This window comes from Pseudomonas sp. MH9.2 (genome assembly GCF_034353875.1).
Taxonomy (GTDB): domain Bacteria; phylum Pseudomonadota; class Gammaproteobacteria; order Pseudomonadales; family Pseudomonadaceae; genus Aquipseudomonas.
Window position 1 is genome coordinate 288,931 of the sequence record NZ_CP133784.1, and the last position, 17,711, is coordinate 306,641.

12 protein-coding genes, 1 pseudogene and 1 riboswitch are annotated in these 17,711 nt (G+C 58.3%); of the genes and pseudogenes, 8 read left to right on the forward strand and 5 right to left on the reverse strand.

From position 1 onward, the window contains the following. The first annotated feature begins 70 nt into the window (after nucleotides 1-70). Nucleotides 71-285: riboswitch (cobalamin riboswitch) on the forward strand. A 97-nt stretch (nucleotides 286-382) separates the two neighbouring features. The 4 genes from cobW (at nucleotide 383) to RHM55_RS01390 (ending at nucleotide 6,946) form a co-directional block, all read left to right on the forward strand. Beyond that, nucleotides 383-1,447 carry a cobalamin biosynthesis protein CobW gene (gene cobW / locus RHM55_RS01375; protein ID WP_322182677.1) on the forward strand — a complete coding sequence of 355 codons (1,065 nt, stop codon included), beginning with the start codon at nucleotides 383-385 and terminating at the stop codon, nucleotides 1,445-1,447. A 3-nt stretch (nucleotides 1,448-1,450) separates the two neighbouring features. Next, nucleotides 1,451-5,215: a cobaltochelatase subunit CobN gene (gene cobN / locus RHM55_RS01380; protein ID WP_322179164.1), complete on the forward strand. Its 3,765-nt coding sequence runs from the start codon at nucleotides 1,451-1,453 to the stop codon at nucleotides 5,213-5,215. A 19-nt stretch (nucleotides 5,216-5,234) separates the two neighbouring features. Then, nucleotides 5,235-6,278 carry an ATP-binding protein gene (locus tag RHM55_RS01385; RefSeq protein WP_322179165.1) on the forward strand — a complete coding sequence of 348 codons (1,044 nt, stop codon included), beginning with the start codon at nucleotides 5,235-5,237 and terminating at the stop codon, nucleotides 6,276-6,278. A gap of 101 nt (nucleotides 6,279-6,379) precedes the next feature. Beyond that, complete coding sequence (locus tag RHM55_RS01390) at nucleotides 6,380-6,946, forward strand: vWA domain-containing protein (RefSeq protein ID WP_322182679.1); 567 nt, start codon at nucleotides 6,380-6,382, stop codon at nucleotides 6,944-6,946. 251 nt (nucleotides 6,947-7,197) lie between these two features. On the opposite strand, the pseudogene RHM55_RS01395 reads toward RHM55_RS01390, so the two are convergent. The 5 genes and pseudogenes from RHM55_RS01395 to RHM55_RS01415 all read right to left on the reverse strand — a co-directional run. Next, a pseudogene (locus RHM55_RS01395) lies at nucleotides 7,198-7,750 on the reverse strand (Tn3 family transposase); the annotation flags it as partial. A 34-nt stretch (nucleotides 7,751-7,784) separates the two neighbouring features. After that, nucleotides 7,785-8,675, reverse strand: coding sequence for a phytanoyl-CoA dioxygenase family protein (locus RHM55_RS01400; protein WP_322179166.1), 891 nt, complete (start codon nucleotides 8,673-8,675; stop codon nucleotides 7,785-7,787). A 69-nt stretch (nucleotides 8,676-8,744) separates the two neighbouring features. Further along, nucleotides 8,745-9,980: a glycosyltransferase gene (locus tag RHM55_RS01405; RefSeq protein ID WP_322179167.1), complete on the reverse strand. Its 1,236-nt coding sequence runs from the start codon at nucleotides 9,978-9,980 to the stop codon at nucleotides 8,745-8,747. A 59-nt stretch (nucleotides 9,981-10,039) separates the two neighbouring features. Next, on the reverse strand, nucleotides 10,040-10,288 hold the full coding sequence (locus RHM55_RS01410; protein WP_322179168.1) for a DUF6137 domain-containing protein: 249 nt from the start codon (nucleotides 10,286-10,288) through the stop codon (nucleotides 10,040-10,042). Between the two features lie 50 nt (nucleotides 10,289-10,338). Continuing rightward, complete coding sequence (locus RHM55_RS01415; RefSeq protein ID WP_322179169.1) at nucleotides 10,339-12,291, reverse strand: GMC family oxidoreductase; 1,953 nt, start codon at nucleotides 12,289-12,291, stop codon at nucleotides 10,339-10,341. A 356-nt stretch (nucleotides 12,292-12,647) separates the two neighbouring features. Between RHM55_RS01415 and RHM55_RS01420 the strand changes: the two genes are divergently transcribed. From RHM55_RS01420 to RHM55_RS01435, 4 genes are all read left to right on the forward strand, one after another. Next, a complete protein-coding gene (locus RHM55_RS01420) occupies nucleotides 12,648-13,730 on the forward strand; it encodes a 2-deoxy-scyllo-inosose synthase (RefSeq protein WP_322179170.1) in 1,083 nt (360 codons plus the stop codon). Nucleotides 13,731-13,959: 229 nt separating this feature from the next. After that, nucleotides 13,960-15,669 (forward strand): hypothetical protein, encoded by a 1,710-nt coding sequence (locus tag RHM55_RS01425; RefSeq protein ID WP_322179171.1) that lies wholly within the window; start codon nucleotides 13,960-13,962, stop codon nucleotides 15,667-15,669. A 6-nt stretch (nucleotides 15,670-15,675) separates the two neighbouring features. Beyond that, entirely contained in the window at nucleotides 15,676-16,923 is a 1,248-nt protein-coding gene (locus tag RHM55_RS01430) for an aminotransferase class III-fold pyridoxal phosphate-dependent enzyme (protein ID WP_322179172.1), read from the forward strand. Further along, nucleotides 16,920-17,651, forward strand: coding sequence for a PIG-L deacetylase family protein (locus RHM55_RS01435; protein ID WP_322179173.1), 732 nt, complete (start codon nucleotides 16,920-16,922; stop codon nucleotides 17,649-17,651). The genes RHM55_RS01430 and RHM55_RS01435 overlap by 4 nt, the downstream gene beginning before the upstream one ends. Nucleotides 17,652-17,711 lie beyond the last annotated feature (60 nt).

Here is a 17,711-nt window from a genome sequence, read left to right on the forward strand (position 1 = left end):
TGAGCACGCACAGGAGTCAATCCAGAGCATCTGCGGCTTAGCCGGTGATTGACCTGTCCGCAGCCACTGCGTAGCCTTGCTCGTTCGAGGTGCTCCGGTATTGCACGGAGCTAAAAGGGAACGCGGTTCAAGCCGCGGCTGCCCCCGCAACTGTAAACGGTCATGTTCATTGCACTGCCACTGCACGCGTGCGGGAAGGCGCAATGAACGCGTGCTGGACGCTTTTTATAGGCTGCCAACACGCCACCGTCAGCCAGGAGACCTGCCTCGGAACAAGATTCTCACTACAACCGGGCGGGGTGATCCGGTGGCGAATTGATCTGCGTGCATGTGCTACGTGGTTATCGTCCTGTTTGCCCGCCGCTTTGCCAAAGGGCATCCGATGAAATCACTGGCCAAACTTCCCGTCACTATCGTTACCGGTTTCCTCGGGTCGGGCAAAACCACGTTGCTGCGGCACATCCTCGACAACGCGGAAGGTCGGCGCATCGCGGTGATCGTCAACGAATTCGGCGAACTGGGCATTGATGGCGACATCCTCAAGCAATGCACCATTGGCTGCACCGAAGAAGAAGCCAGCGGTCGTGTGTATGAGTTGGCCAACGGTTGCCTGTGCTGCACGGTTCAGGAAGAGTTCTTCCCGGTCATGCGCGAATTGGTTGCCCGTCGCGGCGACCTGGATCACATCCTGATTGAAACCTCTGGCCTGGCATTGCCAAAACCTTTGGTTCAAGCGTTTCAGTGGCCAGAAATTCGTAACGCCTGCACGGTCGATGCGGTGATTACCGTGGTCGACAGCCCTGCGGTGTTGGCAGGCACTTTCGCTGCATTCCCGGATCAAGTCGACGCACAGCGCAAACTCGACCCGAACCTTGACCATGAGTCGCCACTGCACGAGTTGTTCGCCGATCAACTGGCGAGCGCGGACCTGGTCATCCTCAACAAATCCGACATGCTTGATGCGGCAGGCTTGGCGACCGTCCGCGCTGAAGTCTCCGAAGAACTGCCACCCGCGGTCAAAGTGATCGAAGCCAGCAGCGGTCGTTTGCCCATCAGCGTGTTGCTGGGGCTGGGCGCCGAGTCGGAGGTGCATATCGATAGCCGCCGCACCCACCATGATCATCACGAAGGCGATGACCATGACGACCATGATCATGATGCGTTCGATTCGATCTCGATCAAATTGCCGCAGGCCGACGAAAGCCTGTTGCTGGACGCCTTGACGCAACTGGTGGTGCAGCACGGTATTTTGCGGGTCAAGGGTTTCGCGGCGATTCCGGGCAAACCGATGCGCTTGCTGATTCAAGGCGTCGGGACGCGCTTCGACAAGCATTTCGACCGTGCCTGGCGTACCGAGGAAGAACGTGCGACCCATCTGGTGTTGATTGGTCAGGAACTCGACGCCGGCGTTCTCGAAGCCCAACTGCACGCAGCGGTTGCCGGCTGACTTATGCATTTACTGAGAACCCAACCTGGCGGCTTTGTACCTGACGACAGCATCGCTGATCTGGGGCAAACCCCGGCCGAGCTGGTGATTCTCTGCAGCGGCGATTCACATTTGGCGTTGCTCGCCGAGGCGGCGCAACAGTTGCCTGAGGATTACCCCAGTCTGCGTCTGGCCAACCCGATGCAAGTGCAAAATCACGCGTCAGTGGACATGTACGTCGATCAAGTTCTACGGCATGCCAAGGTCATCCTGATTTCCCTGCATGGCGGCATTGGGTATTGGCGTTATGGCGTCGAGCGTCTGGTGGAGCTTGCGGGACAGGGGGTGCAGCTTATTCTGGTGCCGGGCGATGATCGTCCGGACCCGGAGCTGAGCGGCTTGAGCACTGTTGCCGCGGAAGAAGGCGAGCGGCTCTGGCATTTCCTTCGCCAGGGCGGTATGCACAACGCGCTTGAGCTGTATCGTTGTTTGGCAAACTGTTGGCTGGGCCGCGATTATCCTTGGGCAGAACCTCAAGCTTTGCCACGTACCGCGATCTACCATCCGCACAAGGCCAATGCCAAGCTGAGTGACTGGCAGGCCGATTGGCATACTGCTCAGCCCGTCGTGGCGTTGTTGTTCTATCGGTCCCATCTGCAAGCGGCCAACACCGGCTTTGTCGACGTGTTCTGCGCCCGTTTGCAGGCACAGGGTTTGAATCCTTTACCCATCGCGGTCGCCAGCCTGAAAGAACCGGGCTGCCTGACGGTGGTGGAAGACCTGCTTGATGAGGTCGGTGCCGCGCTCATCCTGAATACCACCGGCTTCGCTCAATCCAGCCCTGAAGCCCCCCATGTGCGACCGTTTCGGCGCAATGTTCCGGTGATCCAGGCCATCTGCGCCCAGGACAATGAACCCGCGTGGTCCGCCAGCGAGCAAGGACTGGGTCCACGGGACCTGGCGATGCATATCGCGTTGCCCGAGCTGGATGGGCGGATCATCAGCCGGCCGATCAGTTTCAAGGATCTGGCCTGGCACAGCGAGCGCAGCCAATCCGATGTGGTGTGTTATCGCGCCCAGCCCGAGCGCATGGATTTTGTTGCCGAACTGGCGCGACGCTGGATTGATTTGGCGCGTCTGCCCAATCAACACAAGCGCGTCGCGTTGATTCTGGCCAATTACCCCACCCGCGACGGTCGGATCGGTAATGGCGTTGGTTTGGACACGCCAGCAGCCGCGCTGAATATTTTGCGCGCGTTGCAAACCGAGGGTTATCCGCTGGCGCCGTTGCCTGAAAGTGGCACGGCCTTGATCCATGCGTTGCTCGGTGGAGTGACCAATGATCTGGACAGCATTGATCTGCGCCCGTGTCAGCAAAGCATGGGGCTGGACGAGTATCAGGCTGCGTTCAATGACTTGCCTGTTGCCAATCGCGAGGCAGTGACCGCCCGCTGGGGCGCGCCGCAGGGCGACCCGATGTTTCGCGCAGGCCGAATGATGGTCGCGGGGCTGCGTTTTGGCCTGACGTTTGTGGGTATTCAGCCCGCGCGGGGTTACCAAGTAGACGCCAGCGCGGTCTATCACGACCCCGACCTGGTGCCGCCCCATGGTTATTTGGCGTTCTACTTCTGGTTGCGCAAAGTCTACGGCGCGCATGCCGTGGTGCACGTGGGCAAACACGGCAATCTCGAATGGCTGCCGGGCAAAGGTGTCGGCCTGTCGCAAAATTGCTGGCCGGACGCCGTGTTGGGTGCGATGCCGAACATCTATCCGTTCATCGTCAACGACCCTGGTGAGGGCGCTCAGGCCAAGCGCCGGACCCAGGCAGTGATCATTGATCACTTGATGCCGCCACTGACCCGGGCCGAAACCTACGGTCCGCTGCGTGATCTGGAAGTGCTCGCCGATGAATATTACGAAGCTCAACTGCTCGATCCACGCCGTGCAGGCGAACTGCAACGAGACATCCTCAAGCTGGTGCGTGAAACCCGGATCGATCGTGAACTGCAACTGGACGAGGCGCTCAACGCCGATGCGGATGCTGCCCTCTGGTTGCCACGTCTGGACACTTACCTGTGTGATCTGAAGGAATCGCAGATTCGCGATGGCCTGCATATCTTCGGCGAATCGCCCAGCGGGCGTCTGCGCATCGACACCTTGCTCGCGTTGCTCCGGATTCCTCGCGGTGATGGCCGTGGCGCGCAATCGAGCCTGTTGCGCGCCCTGAGCAAAGCTTTCGAACTGAACTTCGACCCTCTGGACTGCGTGCTGTCAGAGCCCTGGAGTGGGCCTCGCCCTGCGTCACTGTTGGATATCAGCGCCGAACCCTGGCGCACGGCGGGTGATACGCGTGAGCGGCTGGAGTTGTATGCAGCGTGGCTGATCGAGCAGGTGTTGATGCTAAATCCTATCAGTGAGTTGACTGAAAACAATGACTTGGCACTTATTCTTTATAATTTAAGCGAAGTTGTTGCGCCACGGCTGGATGCCTGCGGTCCTGCGGAAATGCAGGGTCTACTGGACGCGTTGAGCGGTCTATTCGTTCCGGCAGGGCCCAGCGGTTCCCCCAGCCGTGGGCGCCTGGATGTGCTGCCTACCGGGCGTAATTTCTTTTCCGTGGACGTGCGTAATCTGCCAACCACGACCGCGTGGCGTATCGGTTTTCAATCGGCGAACCTGCTGCTGGAGCGGCACTTGCAGGATCACGGCGATCACCTGCGTCAGCTGGGTCTGTCCGTCTGGGGTACAGCGACCATGCGCACCGGCGGTGACGATATTGCCCAGGCCATGGCCCTGATGGGGGCCCGTCCAGTCTGGGCCACGGGCAGCCAGCGGGTCGACGACTTTGAAATCCTGCCTCTGAGCCTGCTCGACCGGCCTCGGGTGGACGTGACATTGCGCGTCTCCGGCTTTTTTCGCGACGCATTCGCCAACCTGATCCACCTGTTCGATGCTGCGGTTCAAGCGGTCGCCGCCCTTGATGAGCCGGATGAACTCAATCCACTGGCGGCCAAGGTGCGCGAAGAACGCCAGGCGTTTGAGAGCAACGGTTTGAGTGCCGACGATGCCGCACGACAGGCTGGTTGGCGCATTTTCGGCGCCAAGCCGGGTGCTTATGGTGCCGGCGTGCAAGGCGCTATCGACGGGCGCTTATGGCAAAGTCGCGAAGATCTGGCCGAGGTCTACCTGAACTGGGGCGGTTACGCGTATGGGGGCGCTGATGAAGGCACGCCAGCGCGCGAGCGTTTTGCTCAGCGATTGTCCCACGTACAAGCCGTGCTGCAGAACCAGGACAATCGCGAGCATGACCTGCTCGACTCCAACGACTATTACCAGTTTCAAGGTGGCATGCTCGCCGCCGTGGAAAGCCTCAGCGGACATAAAGCCGCCAGCTACCATGGCGACCACAGTCAGCCGGACTTACCAAAAATCCGCACCCTGAAAGAGGAGTTGAACCGGGTCGTGCGTGCGCGCGCGGCCAATCCAAAGTGGATTGAAGGGGTCAAGCGCCACGGCTATAAAGGCGCGTTCGAGATGGCCGCGACGGTGGACTTTCTGTTTGCTTTCGACGCCACCACGCATTTGATTGATGATCACCAGTACGCATTGCTGGCCGATGCCTATTTGTTGGACCCTTCGACCCGTGCATTCATTGAGCAGCACAACCCTGATGCGTTACGCGATATCACCGAGCGCATGCTGGAAGCTCAGCAGCGTGGGTTATGGGAGGCGCCGGGTGAGTACCGCCAGGCGCTGGAAAACCTGCTGCTGGATATAGAAGAACACTGATGATTTTCGAGAGACGAGCATGAACGATATCCCGCATTTCCCATTGGCTGCGGTGGTCGGTGCCGAAGAGCTGAAACTGGCGCTGTGTTTGACAGCTATCGACCCCAGGATTGGTGGCATCCTGATCGAAGGCCCGCGCGGCATGGCCAAGTCAACGCTTGCGCGAGGTTTGGCCGATTTGCTGGCCAGCGGGCAATTTGTCACGTTGCCGCTGGGCGCGACAGAGGAGCGCCTGGTGGGCACGCTGGACCTGGATGCGGTCCTCGGAGAAGGCCGGGCGCAGTTCTCGCCAGGTGTGTTGGCTAAAGCGAATGGCGGGGTGCTGTATGTCGACGAGGTCAATCTGCTGGCCGACCATCTGGTCGATTTGCTGCTGGATGTCGCGGCCAGCGGGACCAACATTGTCGAGCGCGATGGCATCTCCCATCGTCATCCGGCGCGGTTTGTCCTGATTGGGACGATGAACCCGGAAGAGGGCGAGCTGCGCCCCCAATTGCTGGATCGCTTCGGTTTGAACGTGGTGTTGAGTGGCCCTACGGTCCCGGCCGAGCGTGGAAAAATCATTCGCCGACGACTGGATTTCGATGCCGATCCTGTTGCGTTCTGTGAGCAGTGGGCGGATCAACAGAACGCCTTGAAACAGCGTTGCGAACAGGCGCGCGCGCTACTGCCGACAGTCCCTCTGGACGATCAGGCGCTTGGGCAGATTACCGAGCGCTGTTTTGCCGCGGGTGTGGACGGGTTGCGTGCGGATTTGGTCTGGCTACGTGCGGCACGCGCTCATGCAGCCTGGCGCGGTGCCCGGCAGATCATGGTTGAGGATATCGATGCGGTCGCTGAGTTTGCCCTGCGTCATCGCCGTAGCACCGGCTCGCCATCTGCAAAAGCTCCACCGCCTGCCGAGGCTCCGCCGACCCCGCCGCAAGCAACGCCTGGCAATACCCCGCCTGACGAGCAGAGTGAGAGTCTGGAAGGCGGGCAGGGCAGTTGGGGCGAGATGCCCGCGCAGGCGATGCCTGTCGGTATGCGCCGAGAAGTGCCGAGCTGGCCAAAAAAGCCGTAGGCATCCGCCCTCATTCGACACCGGGGGCGGATGCCACGCCTCAGCCAGGAAGACTCAGTGGCGGCAGAACCGGTGCGGCCCGCGACGGGTCCGGTGGCGCCATCGATTGGTTGCCGACCCTGTTGCGCGGACGCCCTAAACGGCGCAAAGACCTGATTCGAAAGCCGCGTAGCAGTCGTCCTCAGGCGCTATGGCTGGTCATTGTCGATGCATCCGCCTCGACCCGGCGCTATCAGGCCTTGAGTCAGGCCAAAGGTCTGTTGAGTCAGCTGTTCGATGATGCTTACCGTCGCCGCGTCCGCTTGGCATTGCTCACCGCCAGCGGCAATGCCCCGCACTGGCAACATCAAGGCCTCAAAGCATCCGCCGCACTACTGCCCTGGCTTAACGCACTGGGCGCGGGGGGTGGCACGCCGCTGCTCGACGCACTGGAACAAGCTGCACACTGGCTCACTTTGCGTCAAAAACAGCACCCGACCGAACAGCAACGCCTGTTGCTGTTGACAGATGGCCGCATCAAGGCTCTGCCGGTTGTGCCTGAGCTGAGTTGCCCGAGCCTGCTGATAGACATAGAGCAGGGGCCGATTCGCCTGGGGCGAGCGGTGCAACTGGCCTCAGCGTTAGGGGCCGAGTATTGTCATATTGAATCGTTAACTAGGGTTCCCTGAGAGCTGGGGGTGCCGTCGCTGCCCCTGTAGATACCGTCTTGACCCTCAATGAGCAAGCGCCAGCTTTGGGTCAAACGGCTTCCTTGACTTAAGCACGTCATAAACGATATGCGGCAGCTTACGCATCGCCGCGCAGACAATCTGTTTCGGGGCTTTGCCTCTGGCTTTCAGGCGGTCTGCTAATGTTTTTACCGCCGGGATGTACCGCATCGCGACAATGCCAGGCATGTAAAACGCAGTGCGCAGCCTCGTCGACCCAGCTCACCCAATGCTATGGCCAGGCCGTTCTGGTGTGGATAGCTGCCCAGCTTTCGCAGTATCAGCGAGGCGGTGACTGTACCCTGCTTAATTGAGGTGGCCACGTAGAATTTCGTCCCAGTGGGCGCGGACGTGCTTGATGTTCAGGGTGCCGCCGATCATTGGGCGCAGTGTCGGGTAGTCCTGGACAGTTTTTGGCACATACAACTTGGTGTCGCCGAGGTCGCGGATACGCGGTGCAAAACGAAAGCCTAGCAGGTGTATCAGGGCGAAGACGTGATCGGTGAAGCCTGCGGTGTCGGTGTAGTGCTCCTCGATCCATAGATCTGACTCGTGATACAGCAAGCCATCGAGCATGTAGGTCGAATCCCGCACGCCGACATTCACCACATGGGTGCTGAACGGCGCGCACTGGTCGGAGATATGGATATAGAGGAGACGCCCAGGTTCGTTGCCGTACTTCGGGTTGACGTGCCCAGTGCTTTCGCCTCGACCGCCTGCGCGGCAGCGCTGGCCATTGGAGGAAGAAGTGGTGCCGTCCCCCCATCAGGGACGTTCATGCTCGCTTCCCAAACGCTCCTCAATCGAATTTTGCTTCCCGCAGGAAAGACCTGCGATCCTCGTTCTGCTCGGCCTTCAGCATCAACTCCGCGCCCACGAGTTTGCCGGGTTGACTCCGCCCTAACACAGTCATCGGATCCTCGAACCCGTGGACGTAGCCCAGGGCGAACGCTCCGCACTGATAGCCCATAAGACGCAGCAATTCGTCTGGTAGCGTACGGGCAATTTCCAGCGGACAGGACAGGAACTGGTTCTCCTCTTGCCGAAGCCAGCCGAGCGCATAAGTCAGGTTGATGGCCGACCGAACTCGGTCGGAGCGATTGGCTCCGCCGCCGTGATACACCTTTCCGTCGTAGACGAGCACTGATCCCTTTTCCATCTCCGCAGGAAAGCTGGCCGCAATATCAAACTCGACGCTGCGCCCCGCTCGGTGACTGCCGGGTACGATGCGCGTGGCGCCCATCTTCTCTGAGTAGTCGGTCATGGCCCATAACGTGTTGCATTGCACGTGATAGTCGTGGGGAAAGGGGAACATGTCCCAGGCCACCTCGTCTTGATGCAGCGTCTGTGCTCTTGCGCCAGGATGAATGGACACGACCTGCGTGCAATGGATCTGAAACGTCGTAGCGTGAGAGAGAAAGCGCCGTGTAGTCTCAAGAATAGTCGGATTGAGGATCAACTCACGCGCCCCCGTAGATCGCGCAATTAGGCCGCCGGTGCGTTTGGTTCGTCTGCCGAGAATGCCGTCTGGCCCGAAAGGCGTCACTGACGTGTAGGGTTCGAGTTCTTCGGCGATGCGATCCATAGCGGTGCTGGGCACGAGTTTGTCAACGATGGCATAGCCGTGCTCGCGCAAGCACCGCACCACTTCCGATGCTGAAGCGGTGTTGGGAAGGTGAATCAGCGACATCGAGAATCCTCCGTGGCGGGTCGTTTTCCGTTGGGCAAGCCGTTGCCGATGCTGCGCAGCGCCGGGCACTCACGGTATGACAGGTTTCGTAGAGTTGATTAGCGCCAACCGGTATAGATTCACGATTCGGGCGCCCATTGCGGACGGGGCATAACGTTTCTCAACATAGGCACGCAACCGAGCCGGATCGATACTTTGCGAATGGCGCCCGGCCAGCACCGCATTGACTCGTGCAATCAGTTCGGGCGTATTCTCCGGTTCGATCAGCAGGTCGGGAGTAATGCCGCCTAGAATTTCCGGAAGGCCGCCAACGGCAAAAGCCACTACCGGGACCCCTGTAGCCAGCGCTTTAATGCTGGCTCCCCCGAACTCTTCATACGCTGACGGCATCACGATCAGACGGCAGGCCGCCATCGCCAAAGGCACCTCATGATTGGGGATGAAGCCCGTAACGGTCACCCAGTCCTGCAGTCCGGCCTTGTCAATGGCATGCCGCAGCCGACCCCGTTGTGTCCCGTCGCCGACTATCAGAAGCTCGCACTCTTGCTCGCGAAGTGCTTGAGCGAGCGGGATGAGATGCTGCCATCCCTTTTCTTTCGCGATGCGGCCGACAAAGCCCACCGTTTGCCGTCGTAGATTATGACGTTTGCGGAACGCAGTTACGTCATCTTGCGGTGGCGGCGCAAATTGCGTGGTGTCGACCACGTCGGGAACGATCTCGACATGACGAGCATCGCGAGTGAATTGAGAGGCGGTTCGTTGGGTCAGGGCGACTACCGCGAAGGCCGTGTGCACGGCTTTGCGTTCCAGCCACCGGGCCAAGCGGTGCTGAAGCATGTCTAGCCAGGAATGCGGCGTGTAAACCGCAAGACGAGAGCAATGAACCGTCAGGATTAACGGGCGTCGTAGCAATCGAGGCGCTAAACAAGCGACCAGCAGCGCCGGAATTTGTCCGTCGAGGTGCGAATGAATGACATCGAAATCATGCGTACGCCGTTTTCGGAGCAGCGCAGACAGTGTTGCCACGGCCCACGACTGAGTCAGCCCTATCAAACCGCTGAATTCGGACCGTATCTGCGGCATGGGTAGTAGCATGCGCTCCACCCACAGAAGCGGATGCAACTGTCGCAGCTTGGGCAGTCCGGGGAAGCCAATGGTCATGACATGTTGATGGATACCTTCCTGAGCGAGCCAAACTGCTTGTCGCCAGGTCTGAACCTGCATACCTCCCACCGAGTCGTACGCCGCTGGCCACGAGTCAGCATCCGGATGATGAAAAAAGGGTGTCAGCTTCAAAACTTTCATATGAATCAGGCCTTTGGTAAATGAATTAGGGCCGAGGGCAGTTCGAGAGTGCAGATACGTCAGGTTATGATTTCGTCTGTTAGCCTGGCGTGCAGTACACGCATCAACGCGTCGATGGAGATCGATCGTTCGGCCGAAGTCAACATACCGATCTGGATGTCGAGCGTCGCTTCCAGCCGGCTGAAGACCTGCTCCCAGTCACGTGTATTCAATTCAATCCTGTCGAGGGCAGTAACATCTTTTGGGGTTTCGCCGGTCACGTTGCAGATCGTGTGAATGACGAGTTGGCGAATGAAGTGGGGTGTCATGAGTGTGGTCACCTTCTGATTGAACTTCAGTTAGGGAAGGGCTGTAGTGCTCACGAGGCGCTCGTATGACCCGTTGCGTCGCGGGCGATCTGACGAGCAATTCTCAAGGCGTTGGCCTGGATCGTCAGAGTGGGATTTACTCCACCGGGGTAGGGCATGTAGCTACCGTCCACAACGTAGACGTTATCCAGCGAATGGAGCTTGCCATCCCGATCTACCACGGACGTTCGCGGATCGTCACCCGCGCGGCAGGTGCCGTGTAGGTGAGTGCTGCCCATCGCGAAGTTCGAGGCCTCATGTTGAATATTCCGCGCGCCGGAGGCCTTGAGCCAGTCGGCTGAGCGCTCCACCATATAAGCTAGGCGAGCCAGATCCTGTGGATTCGTCGTGTAGTCAATCATCAAACGCGGCAGGCCCCATGAGTCCGTATTACTGGAGAGCCGGATCCGATTCCCGAGAGATGGATGGTCAGCAAGAACGGTTTCCACACGTAGTACCAAACCATCGCCCTGCAGAAGGCTCCAGTCGTCGTGCTTGGCTTCGTAGATTAGTCCGCCGACACCGGTCGGACAGCGCTCGTCCAGATAATGGTCAAGCGCGCAGACCGTCGAGAACGGACCGCGATAACCTATTGGATGATCGTCGATTCGTTGCCGTTCTGCATGCACCACACCCTGTGAATACTCGCTGAGTTTCATGCAAAGGCCCCGACCTACTATATCGTGCTCATTGCCAAGACCCCTCGGCGCATAGGGCGTGATCGAGCGCAGCAGTAGCGCGGCAGTTTGAATTGCATTGCAGGCCAGCACAAAACGGTGTCCACGGATGGAACGAATTTGACCAGTTGCGGTGTCCATGCACCGCACCGCGCTGGCGCGATTGCATTTTTCCTGCGTTAGTGCAACGGCCTTCACGCCGGTTAGCAGCAGCAGGTTGGGCATATCGGCCAATGGGCCGAGTAGGGAATTCACCACATCGCGCTTAGCGCCGCGAGTGCATTGTGCCGTGATACATAAGGAGCAGTGGTCGCAGCGGCTGCGGTCGATCGCTACGGGAGTAGGGCGAGGGGACAGGCCGAGGCGGAGCGCCCCTTCCCACAGATGTTCCGCGGGCAGGCTCAACGTATTTGGAGCTTGTCTTCGCCTACACTCGAACCCAGCATGGTCAATGGAAAGAATCGACTCTATCTCGCTGTAAAAAGGAGCGAGATCGGAAGCGTCGATGGGCCATTTCACCGGTAGTCCCTCGACACGGATGCGCTCGCTGGGGTCGAAATCGAAATCGGTATACCGAAACGAGGCACCGCCGTAGAAAACCGTACCGCCACCAAGATTGCGCGTGCTCCATGGCCATCCACGTGGATTCCATCCTTGCTCGGAATTGCCCGCCAATGCGTGCTCGGCCTGCGCGTCAACGTCCGCGTTCTTTGCACTGGTCTTAAGTCTCGCTCCTTCCTCCAGCAAGAGGGTGCGAAGCCCGGCTCGAACGAAGGTGTCGGCAGCAACCGCACCAGCGGCCCCACTACCAATGATGACCACGTCGAAAGGATCATCTAATAGGGTATTTGACTGCAGCCCATGTGCATGGGACGTACCGAGCGGACGGTCTTCGGCATACGGCTCTAATGAATAAATCATCGTTATGGATCGCCCTCTGAGGTGGTTACATGGAGGCGCGCAGATATGTCGCCTTCCTATCAAGTGAATGATCTGCTCTTTACAGTAAATGAATTGCAGGCGCGCAGTTGCCCGCCTATGGGTTGGCTCTGCCCCATCGCGCATTGCACTGGGCTTGTCATAAAAAAAACAACTAATGCCTTTGAAAGCAAGTGCGTCATATCGCTCAAGCAAAGTTACCCTAGCAGAGAAACTGCGCGCGGAAAATATCAAAGTGCAAATTTTATTTTTGCAAAAAGTAGATCGGTAATGTTTTTCCTGAAAGCTTGTAGGAAACTTCTTTTTCAAGATTTTTGGCTTTACAAATATTAAATAAGTGCCAGTCATTCAGCAACTTAAACTTACTGCGTTAACTTGTTGACGGCATCAAAAAAACAACTATATTGATATCCAAGTGTTCGTGCCTTGTTCGGCGCGGCGCACATGAGCGAAGGGCAAAGTTTGGTTCATTAAGCTTGATTTTCTTATGCGTGACGCGCTTGCCGCATGGCTATGATTGGTGCGTCGGGGTTCCGTGATGTCATATATTTTGCGGGCAGAAACCTATGGTCGTGTTGGCTAGAGCGATGGCGATGAGCGCCAGGTTGCTATCAACGCTCTTGTATAACTGAGAGAGTCTTATGCGTAACGTGCGACTTCAATTCGAAGATGAGTGCTATCCGGTATGGATTGGCGTTCGATGTATGGATAAAATTATATCGAACTTGCGTGAACTCAGCGCCTCAAGCTATCACTTAATTACCGATAGAACAGTCAGTCAATTGCATGCGGGCATATTGTTCGAACAGCTTTCGACTCAAACTCCTGCGAGCCTTTGGGTCATCGACAACGGCGAATCATTCAAATCCTTGGAAACTGTCGAGTATCTTGCTCGAGAGATGGTGAAAGGTGGTATCGACCGGGGAAGTGTCATCGTCGCGGTGGGTGGCGGGGTCATCGGAAATCTCTCAGGATTAACAGCCGCGTTGCTGTTTCGCGGCATTCGCTTCGTACATGTGCCGACGACATTAATTGCGGCAGCGGATTCAGTAGCCTCGCTCAAACAGGCAGTGAATCTCTCTGTAGGCAAAAATTTGCTGGGCTGCTTTCACAAGCCTACAGCTGTTTTGATTGACCTTAATTTTTTGCGGACGTTGCCGTCGACGCAAATCCGGTCTGGCATGTACGAGATCATCAAGAACGCATTGACCGTGGCAACCGAGAACATCCCGCTGCTCGAAAGTGGATTGAAGCAGGACGCAAATTATTCCGATACGGAACTCATGGTCATTGTCGAGGCAGGTTTGCTTGCAAAGCAAAAGGTGATGAAGGCCGACAAATGCGAACGCAAAGAGGCCCTTGTGTTTGAGTATGGCCACACGGTCGGCCACGCAATCGAACTGGCTGCTGAGGGTCGAGTACCGCATGGTGAAGCCGTCGGTCTCGGAATGATCGTGGCGGCGGAAGTTGCCAGTCGCTTAGGGCGGCTGAGCGAAGCAGACCGGAGTCTTCATCATCGGCTACTCAGACGTAACGGGCTGACAGTTCGGTTACCGGTCGGAGTTACTGTTGCCGCAGTGATGGCGCTGGTGCGCATGGACAACAAGCGAGGCTATGTCTGCACTCGTCCTGACCAGGTTGCCATGATCCTGCTTGACGGTCTGGGGGTTCCGGCCGGACCGATTGGTAGGCCTTTGATACTGGTCGACGCCTCACTAATTCAGTCTTGCATTGAGGATTGCTTAGCGGGGGTCAAGGATATCGCCGTAGAGGAAAGTCGTCAGTGACAAGTGGGCCTCACATGTGCTGGCCCATGGCGGGCCAATCTCTAACTCCGTCGGTGGTTCGCGATCTACGCGCACACGGATCTCGGTAGGTGCGATAACTATGAACAACCAGCCTGTCCAAGCGGGCCCTTTGGGACTGATGCGCATCGATACTGGGCGAGTTCTGAGTGACCTGCGTACGGCAGCCGCCCCAGGAACCGTTGACCGATACCTGGTGGCCTGCGCCAGCGTGCAATTCTGGGCCGACCTGCTTGCTGTGGGAAAACTGAACGGCGTGCTCGGCGATACGACGATAGAAGAGCTCGAAGAGCAGCTTCGTCGCGCCGAATGTGAAGCCGATTGCGCCGCGCAGATGATGCAGGGGCGGATAGCGGCTGCGTCCGAAGACATCGATCACATCGCATCTGCGATTGTCGCGCTCCATGTAAACTCATCGGCCGATTTCCTGAGCAAAGTGCTCCACCTGCCGGTGCCGGAGTGCTGCGGCTATGACCTTGCCGATCTCGCGTTGATTGCCGGCGACGTCGACCGATTGACCGCGCAGGTGCGTCTTGATCGGGCCTTCCTGATTGTCGGGATACGCACCGGTGGAACATATCTAGCTCCGCTCTGGAAGGCAGTGCTGACCGGATTGGGCGTCGCCGATGTGCATTGGTGTACGGTGCGGCCACGGGAAGGATGCGCAACGGCTGATGGTTTGGAAGCCGCTCTTGCCTGGTTGAAACATCGATTCGCCCCAGTAGTCGTGGTGGTGGACGATCGGCCGGATACCGGGGCTACTATGGAACGTGTAGCAGCGCGGTTGCGCGAGCCCGGCGTCGATCTATGGTTTTCGAGCGTCGGAAAGCTTTGGCGTGGCCCGGCGGCGCATCCGATGCCGTCACACCCACCTGCCTATGTGATCCGCGACTCGCGTGCACCACGGCTTTGGGAATGCTTGCTGCCTGATGAACAATCCGAATTCATCGCACGACTGCGAGACGTAGCGGGCATACCTGCGTTCCCTGCCCAGGCGCGACTGCACTTCCGGTGCCCACAAGGTGAGGCGCTTTACGGGCGCGGTCGCGCTTGGCTCCCGTGGAACGATCCACGGGTCCTGAATGGGCATCGGCCTTTGGTAAACCCACGCAAGACTCCGATCGAAATTCTCGGACCTGATGGTGATGCGCTGTTACATCTGCGTTTCATCGGTGAGGGTGTGTTCGGACGTGCGGAGTTCGAACGCGTGCGGAGGATGGGCGCCACGGGTACAGCCTGGCTAGTTGACGGTTATGCCATTACCGTCGACATCGGGCCCACACTATCATTCCAAGAGCAGTTTCATGCCGCGAGCCCGTCGAGACGAGCCGACCTACTGCTTCAAGCGGCGAACTGGCTGGCTGCCCCAACATGCGAAACCATTGCCCATGCACACCACAGCCCCGTGGCAATGGCACTTGGTCCGCGCTGGTCAGCTATGGCAGGCGCCATGCGGAACCGGTGCGGTTACGATCCACTGCAGGAGATATCTGAGCCACTAAGCGCGTTTCTAGCGGCGCCGGTACCGTGGCCGGGACGGGCAGGAAGGGCATTCCGTTCGTCGCTGCGTTATAGCAGTGGCGGTTGGCATTGGCAGGTTGACCAACACGGAAATCTTCATCGTTTTCAACTGGAAGCGAGCTGGGGCGACATCAGCTTTCTCGAGCTGGAATTGGCAGCTTTCATTCTCGAAAATCGCTTGTCTATCGAAGACGCTGGGCAGCTCGCATTACTGTGCGGTCTTGCCTGGTCAAGCGTTCGGGAGAGCTTGTCACTAGCTGCTCTGATAATCGTCGAGTCTCGGGTACGCAGCGTGAGAGTGCCTAGCGACAAGGGGCGCATCACACTTTGTGACGATTTCCATCAATTGATAAGGACAACTTCCGAGTTGGCCGAGATCGACACACCTTCATGGAAGTGACATGACATGGACAGACCTCAACACATCGTTACCGACATCTATACCGCACAGCCCAGGCTACGAGCCATCAGTTCCAGTGGCGCCACAGTGACCCTCTCGGACGGCAAGCAATATATCGACCTAATGAATGGCAAAGGCAGCGTTACTCTCGGGCATCACCACCCAGTAGTGAACTCAGCGATTACGCGCCATTTACAAAGCAGGCAGGCATCGGCGACCTGCTGGAGCAATCTGCATGAGGCGCTCACCAATCGGATCATCGACGATCTTGGAATGGACGATGCGCGGCTTGCCCTATTCAGTACGGGGACGGAAGCCTGCCGGGCCGCCGTTCAGGCTGCGCGGCAATTCTCGGGTCGGCACTTCATTGCGAGTGCGGGTTACCACGGCTGGGGCGACTACTGGGCCAGCAGCGACCACTCGCTGGAAGCCAATGCTAGTGGAGTCGTTGACTTCTACTTTGTGCCGGAACTGCTGGAACAGGTGCTCGAACGGCATCGCGGACAAATAGCCTTGGTTATTTTGTCGCCCGACTACGTCCACTTGCAGCCGGAGACACTTCGTCGTCTGGCGCAGATCGCTCGGCATGAGGGGGTGTTGCTGTGTTGTGACGACGTCAAGCAAGGCTACCGCTCGGTGCGCGCTTCCCGATTTCCTGGGACGGTCGGCTTCCATGCAGATCTGTATACCTTCGCCAAAGGATTGGCGAATGGCCACCGACTGTCATGCCTGGTGGGTCGATCCGATGTGATGGCCGCGGCGAAGGAGTTTACCTATACCGCGTACTTTGACACGATCCCGATCGTGGCCGCATTGGCCACACTGGACTATATGGCCAGTCACGACGGTTACCAGCGATTGGTCCAGTGCGGAGCCACCCTGGCTGCGGGGATGCGTAATATCGTGCAGCGCAGGGAGCTGCCGATCATGATCTACGGCGATGGTCCAATGCTGCAAATAGTGGGGGCCACCGATGCCTTGGACCAAGCCCTATACACGAATTGCGCCGTGGCGGGATTACTTCTATACGAAGGGGACAATCAGGCTGTCTCGCTCGCGACCGGCGACGTGCTTGACGAATTGCTCGAGCGTTTCGAAAAAGCGCTCACTGCCACTTCGCAACAGTTCGGAAGAGGCGACCCCGCGTCGATCAGCCGGCAGCGGCGCTTCCAGGCAGCATTTCGGATGATAGACGGAGCCAACGATATCGTTTCTATCGAAGAAGCGCTGCGTTGGATCAAGGAGGAGCAATGATCCCGTCATCCCTGGAGTCGATGATGGGCAGGCGAATCCTGCTGCTATCACCGCACGCGGATGATGTTGCCTATTCCATAGGCGGCATCGTTGCGCGGCTTTCCATGCGAGCGGATCTCTGTCTCATGACAATCTTCGGCCACAGCGGTTGGGCACTGCCGCAAGCTTCGTGCGAGAAATCCGCAGATGCGATATCGGCGGAACGTGAGCGAGAGGATCGTGCGTATTGCGCGCGACGGCGGATCGATTACTACCTTCTGCCCTGCCCGGACAGCTTTGTGATGGGATATGACAACGCTACGGAACTTAGCATCGCCGCCACCGATGATCCCAGGACCGAGAGCGTCGTGAGCTTGATCCGTAACGCTGTGGCGCGTCGGATGCCTCAGGTCGTGCTTGCTCCGTGCGGGCTTGGCGGGCATGTCGATCATCAGATCGTACGAATTGCCGCAGATGGGCTGCATCACGTCGAAGTTCTCTACTACGAAGACATTCCCTACAGCTCAAGCTTGCCGCTTCCCGAACTTGAAAGACAACTTGCCGTTCAGGGCCTAACACCGGCCATAACGGCCGACATCGAAGTTGTTTTGGAAAGCAAATACGAGGATATGTGGGGCTACTGCTCGCAGACCAGTGCATCCACCATCGCTGAGATGCTGCTACATGCCGGCCGTGTCGGCATCGGCACCGCACGATATGCGGAACGCCTTTGGCGCCGCGTGAAATGAATTCGCTCTAGCAAAAAAATGATCCGGAACAACTGCTGGCCAAGTCCCGTGGCTGTCTTG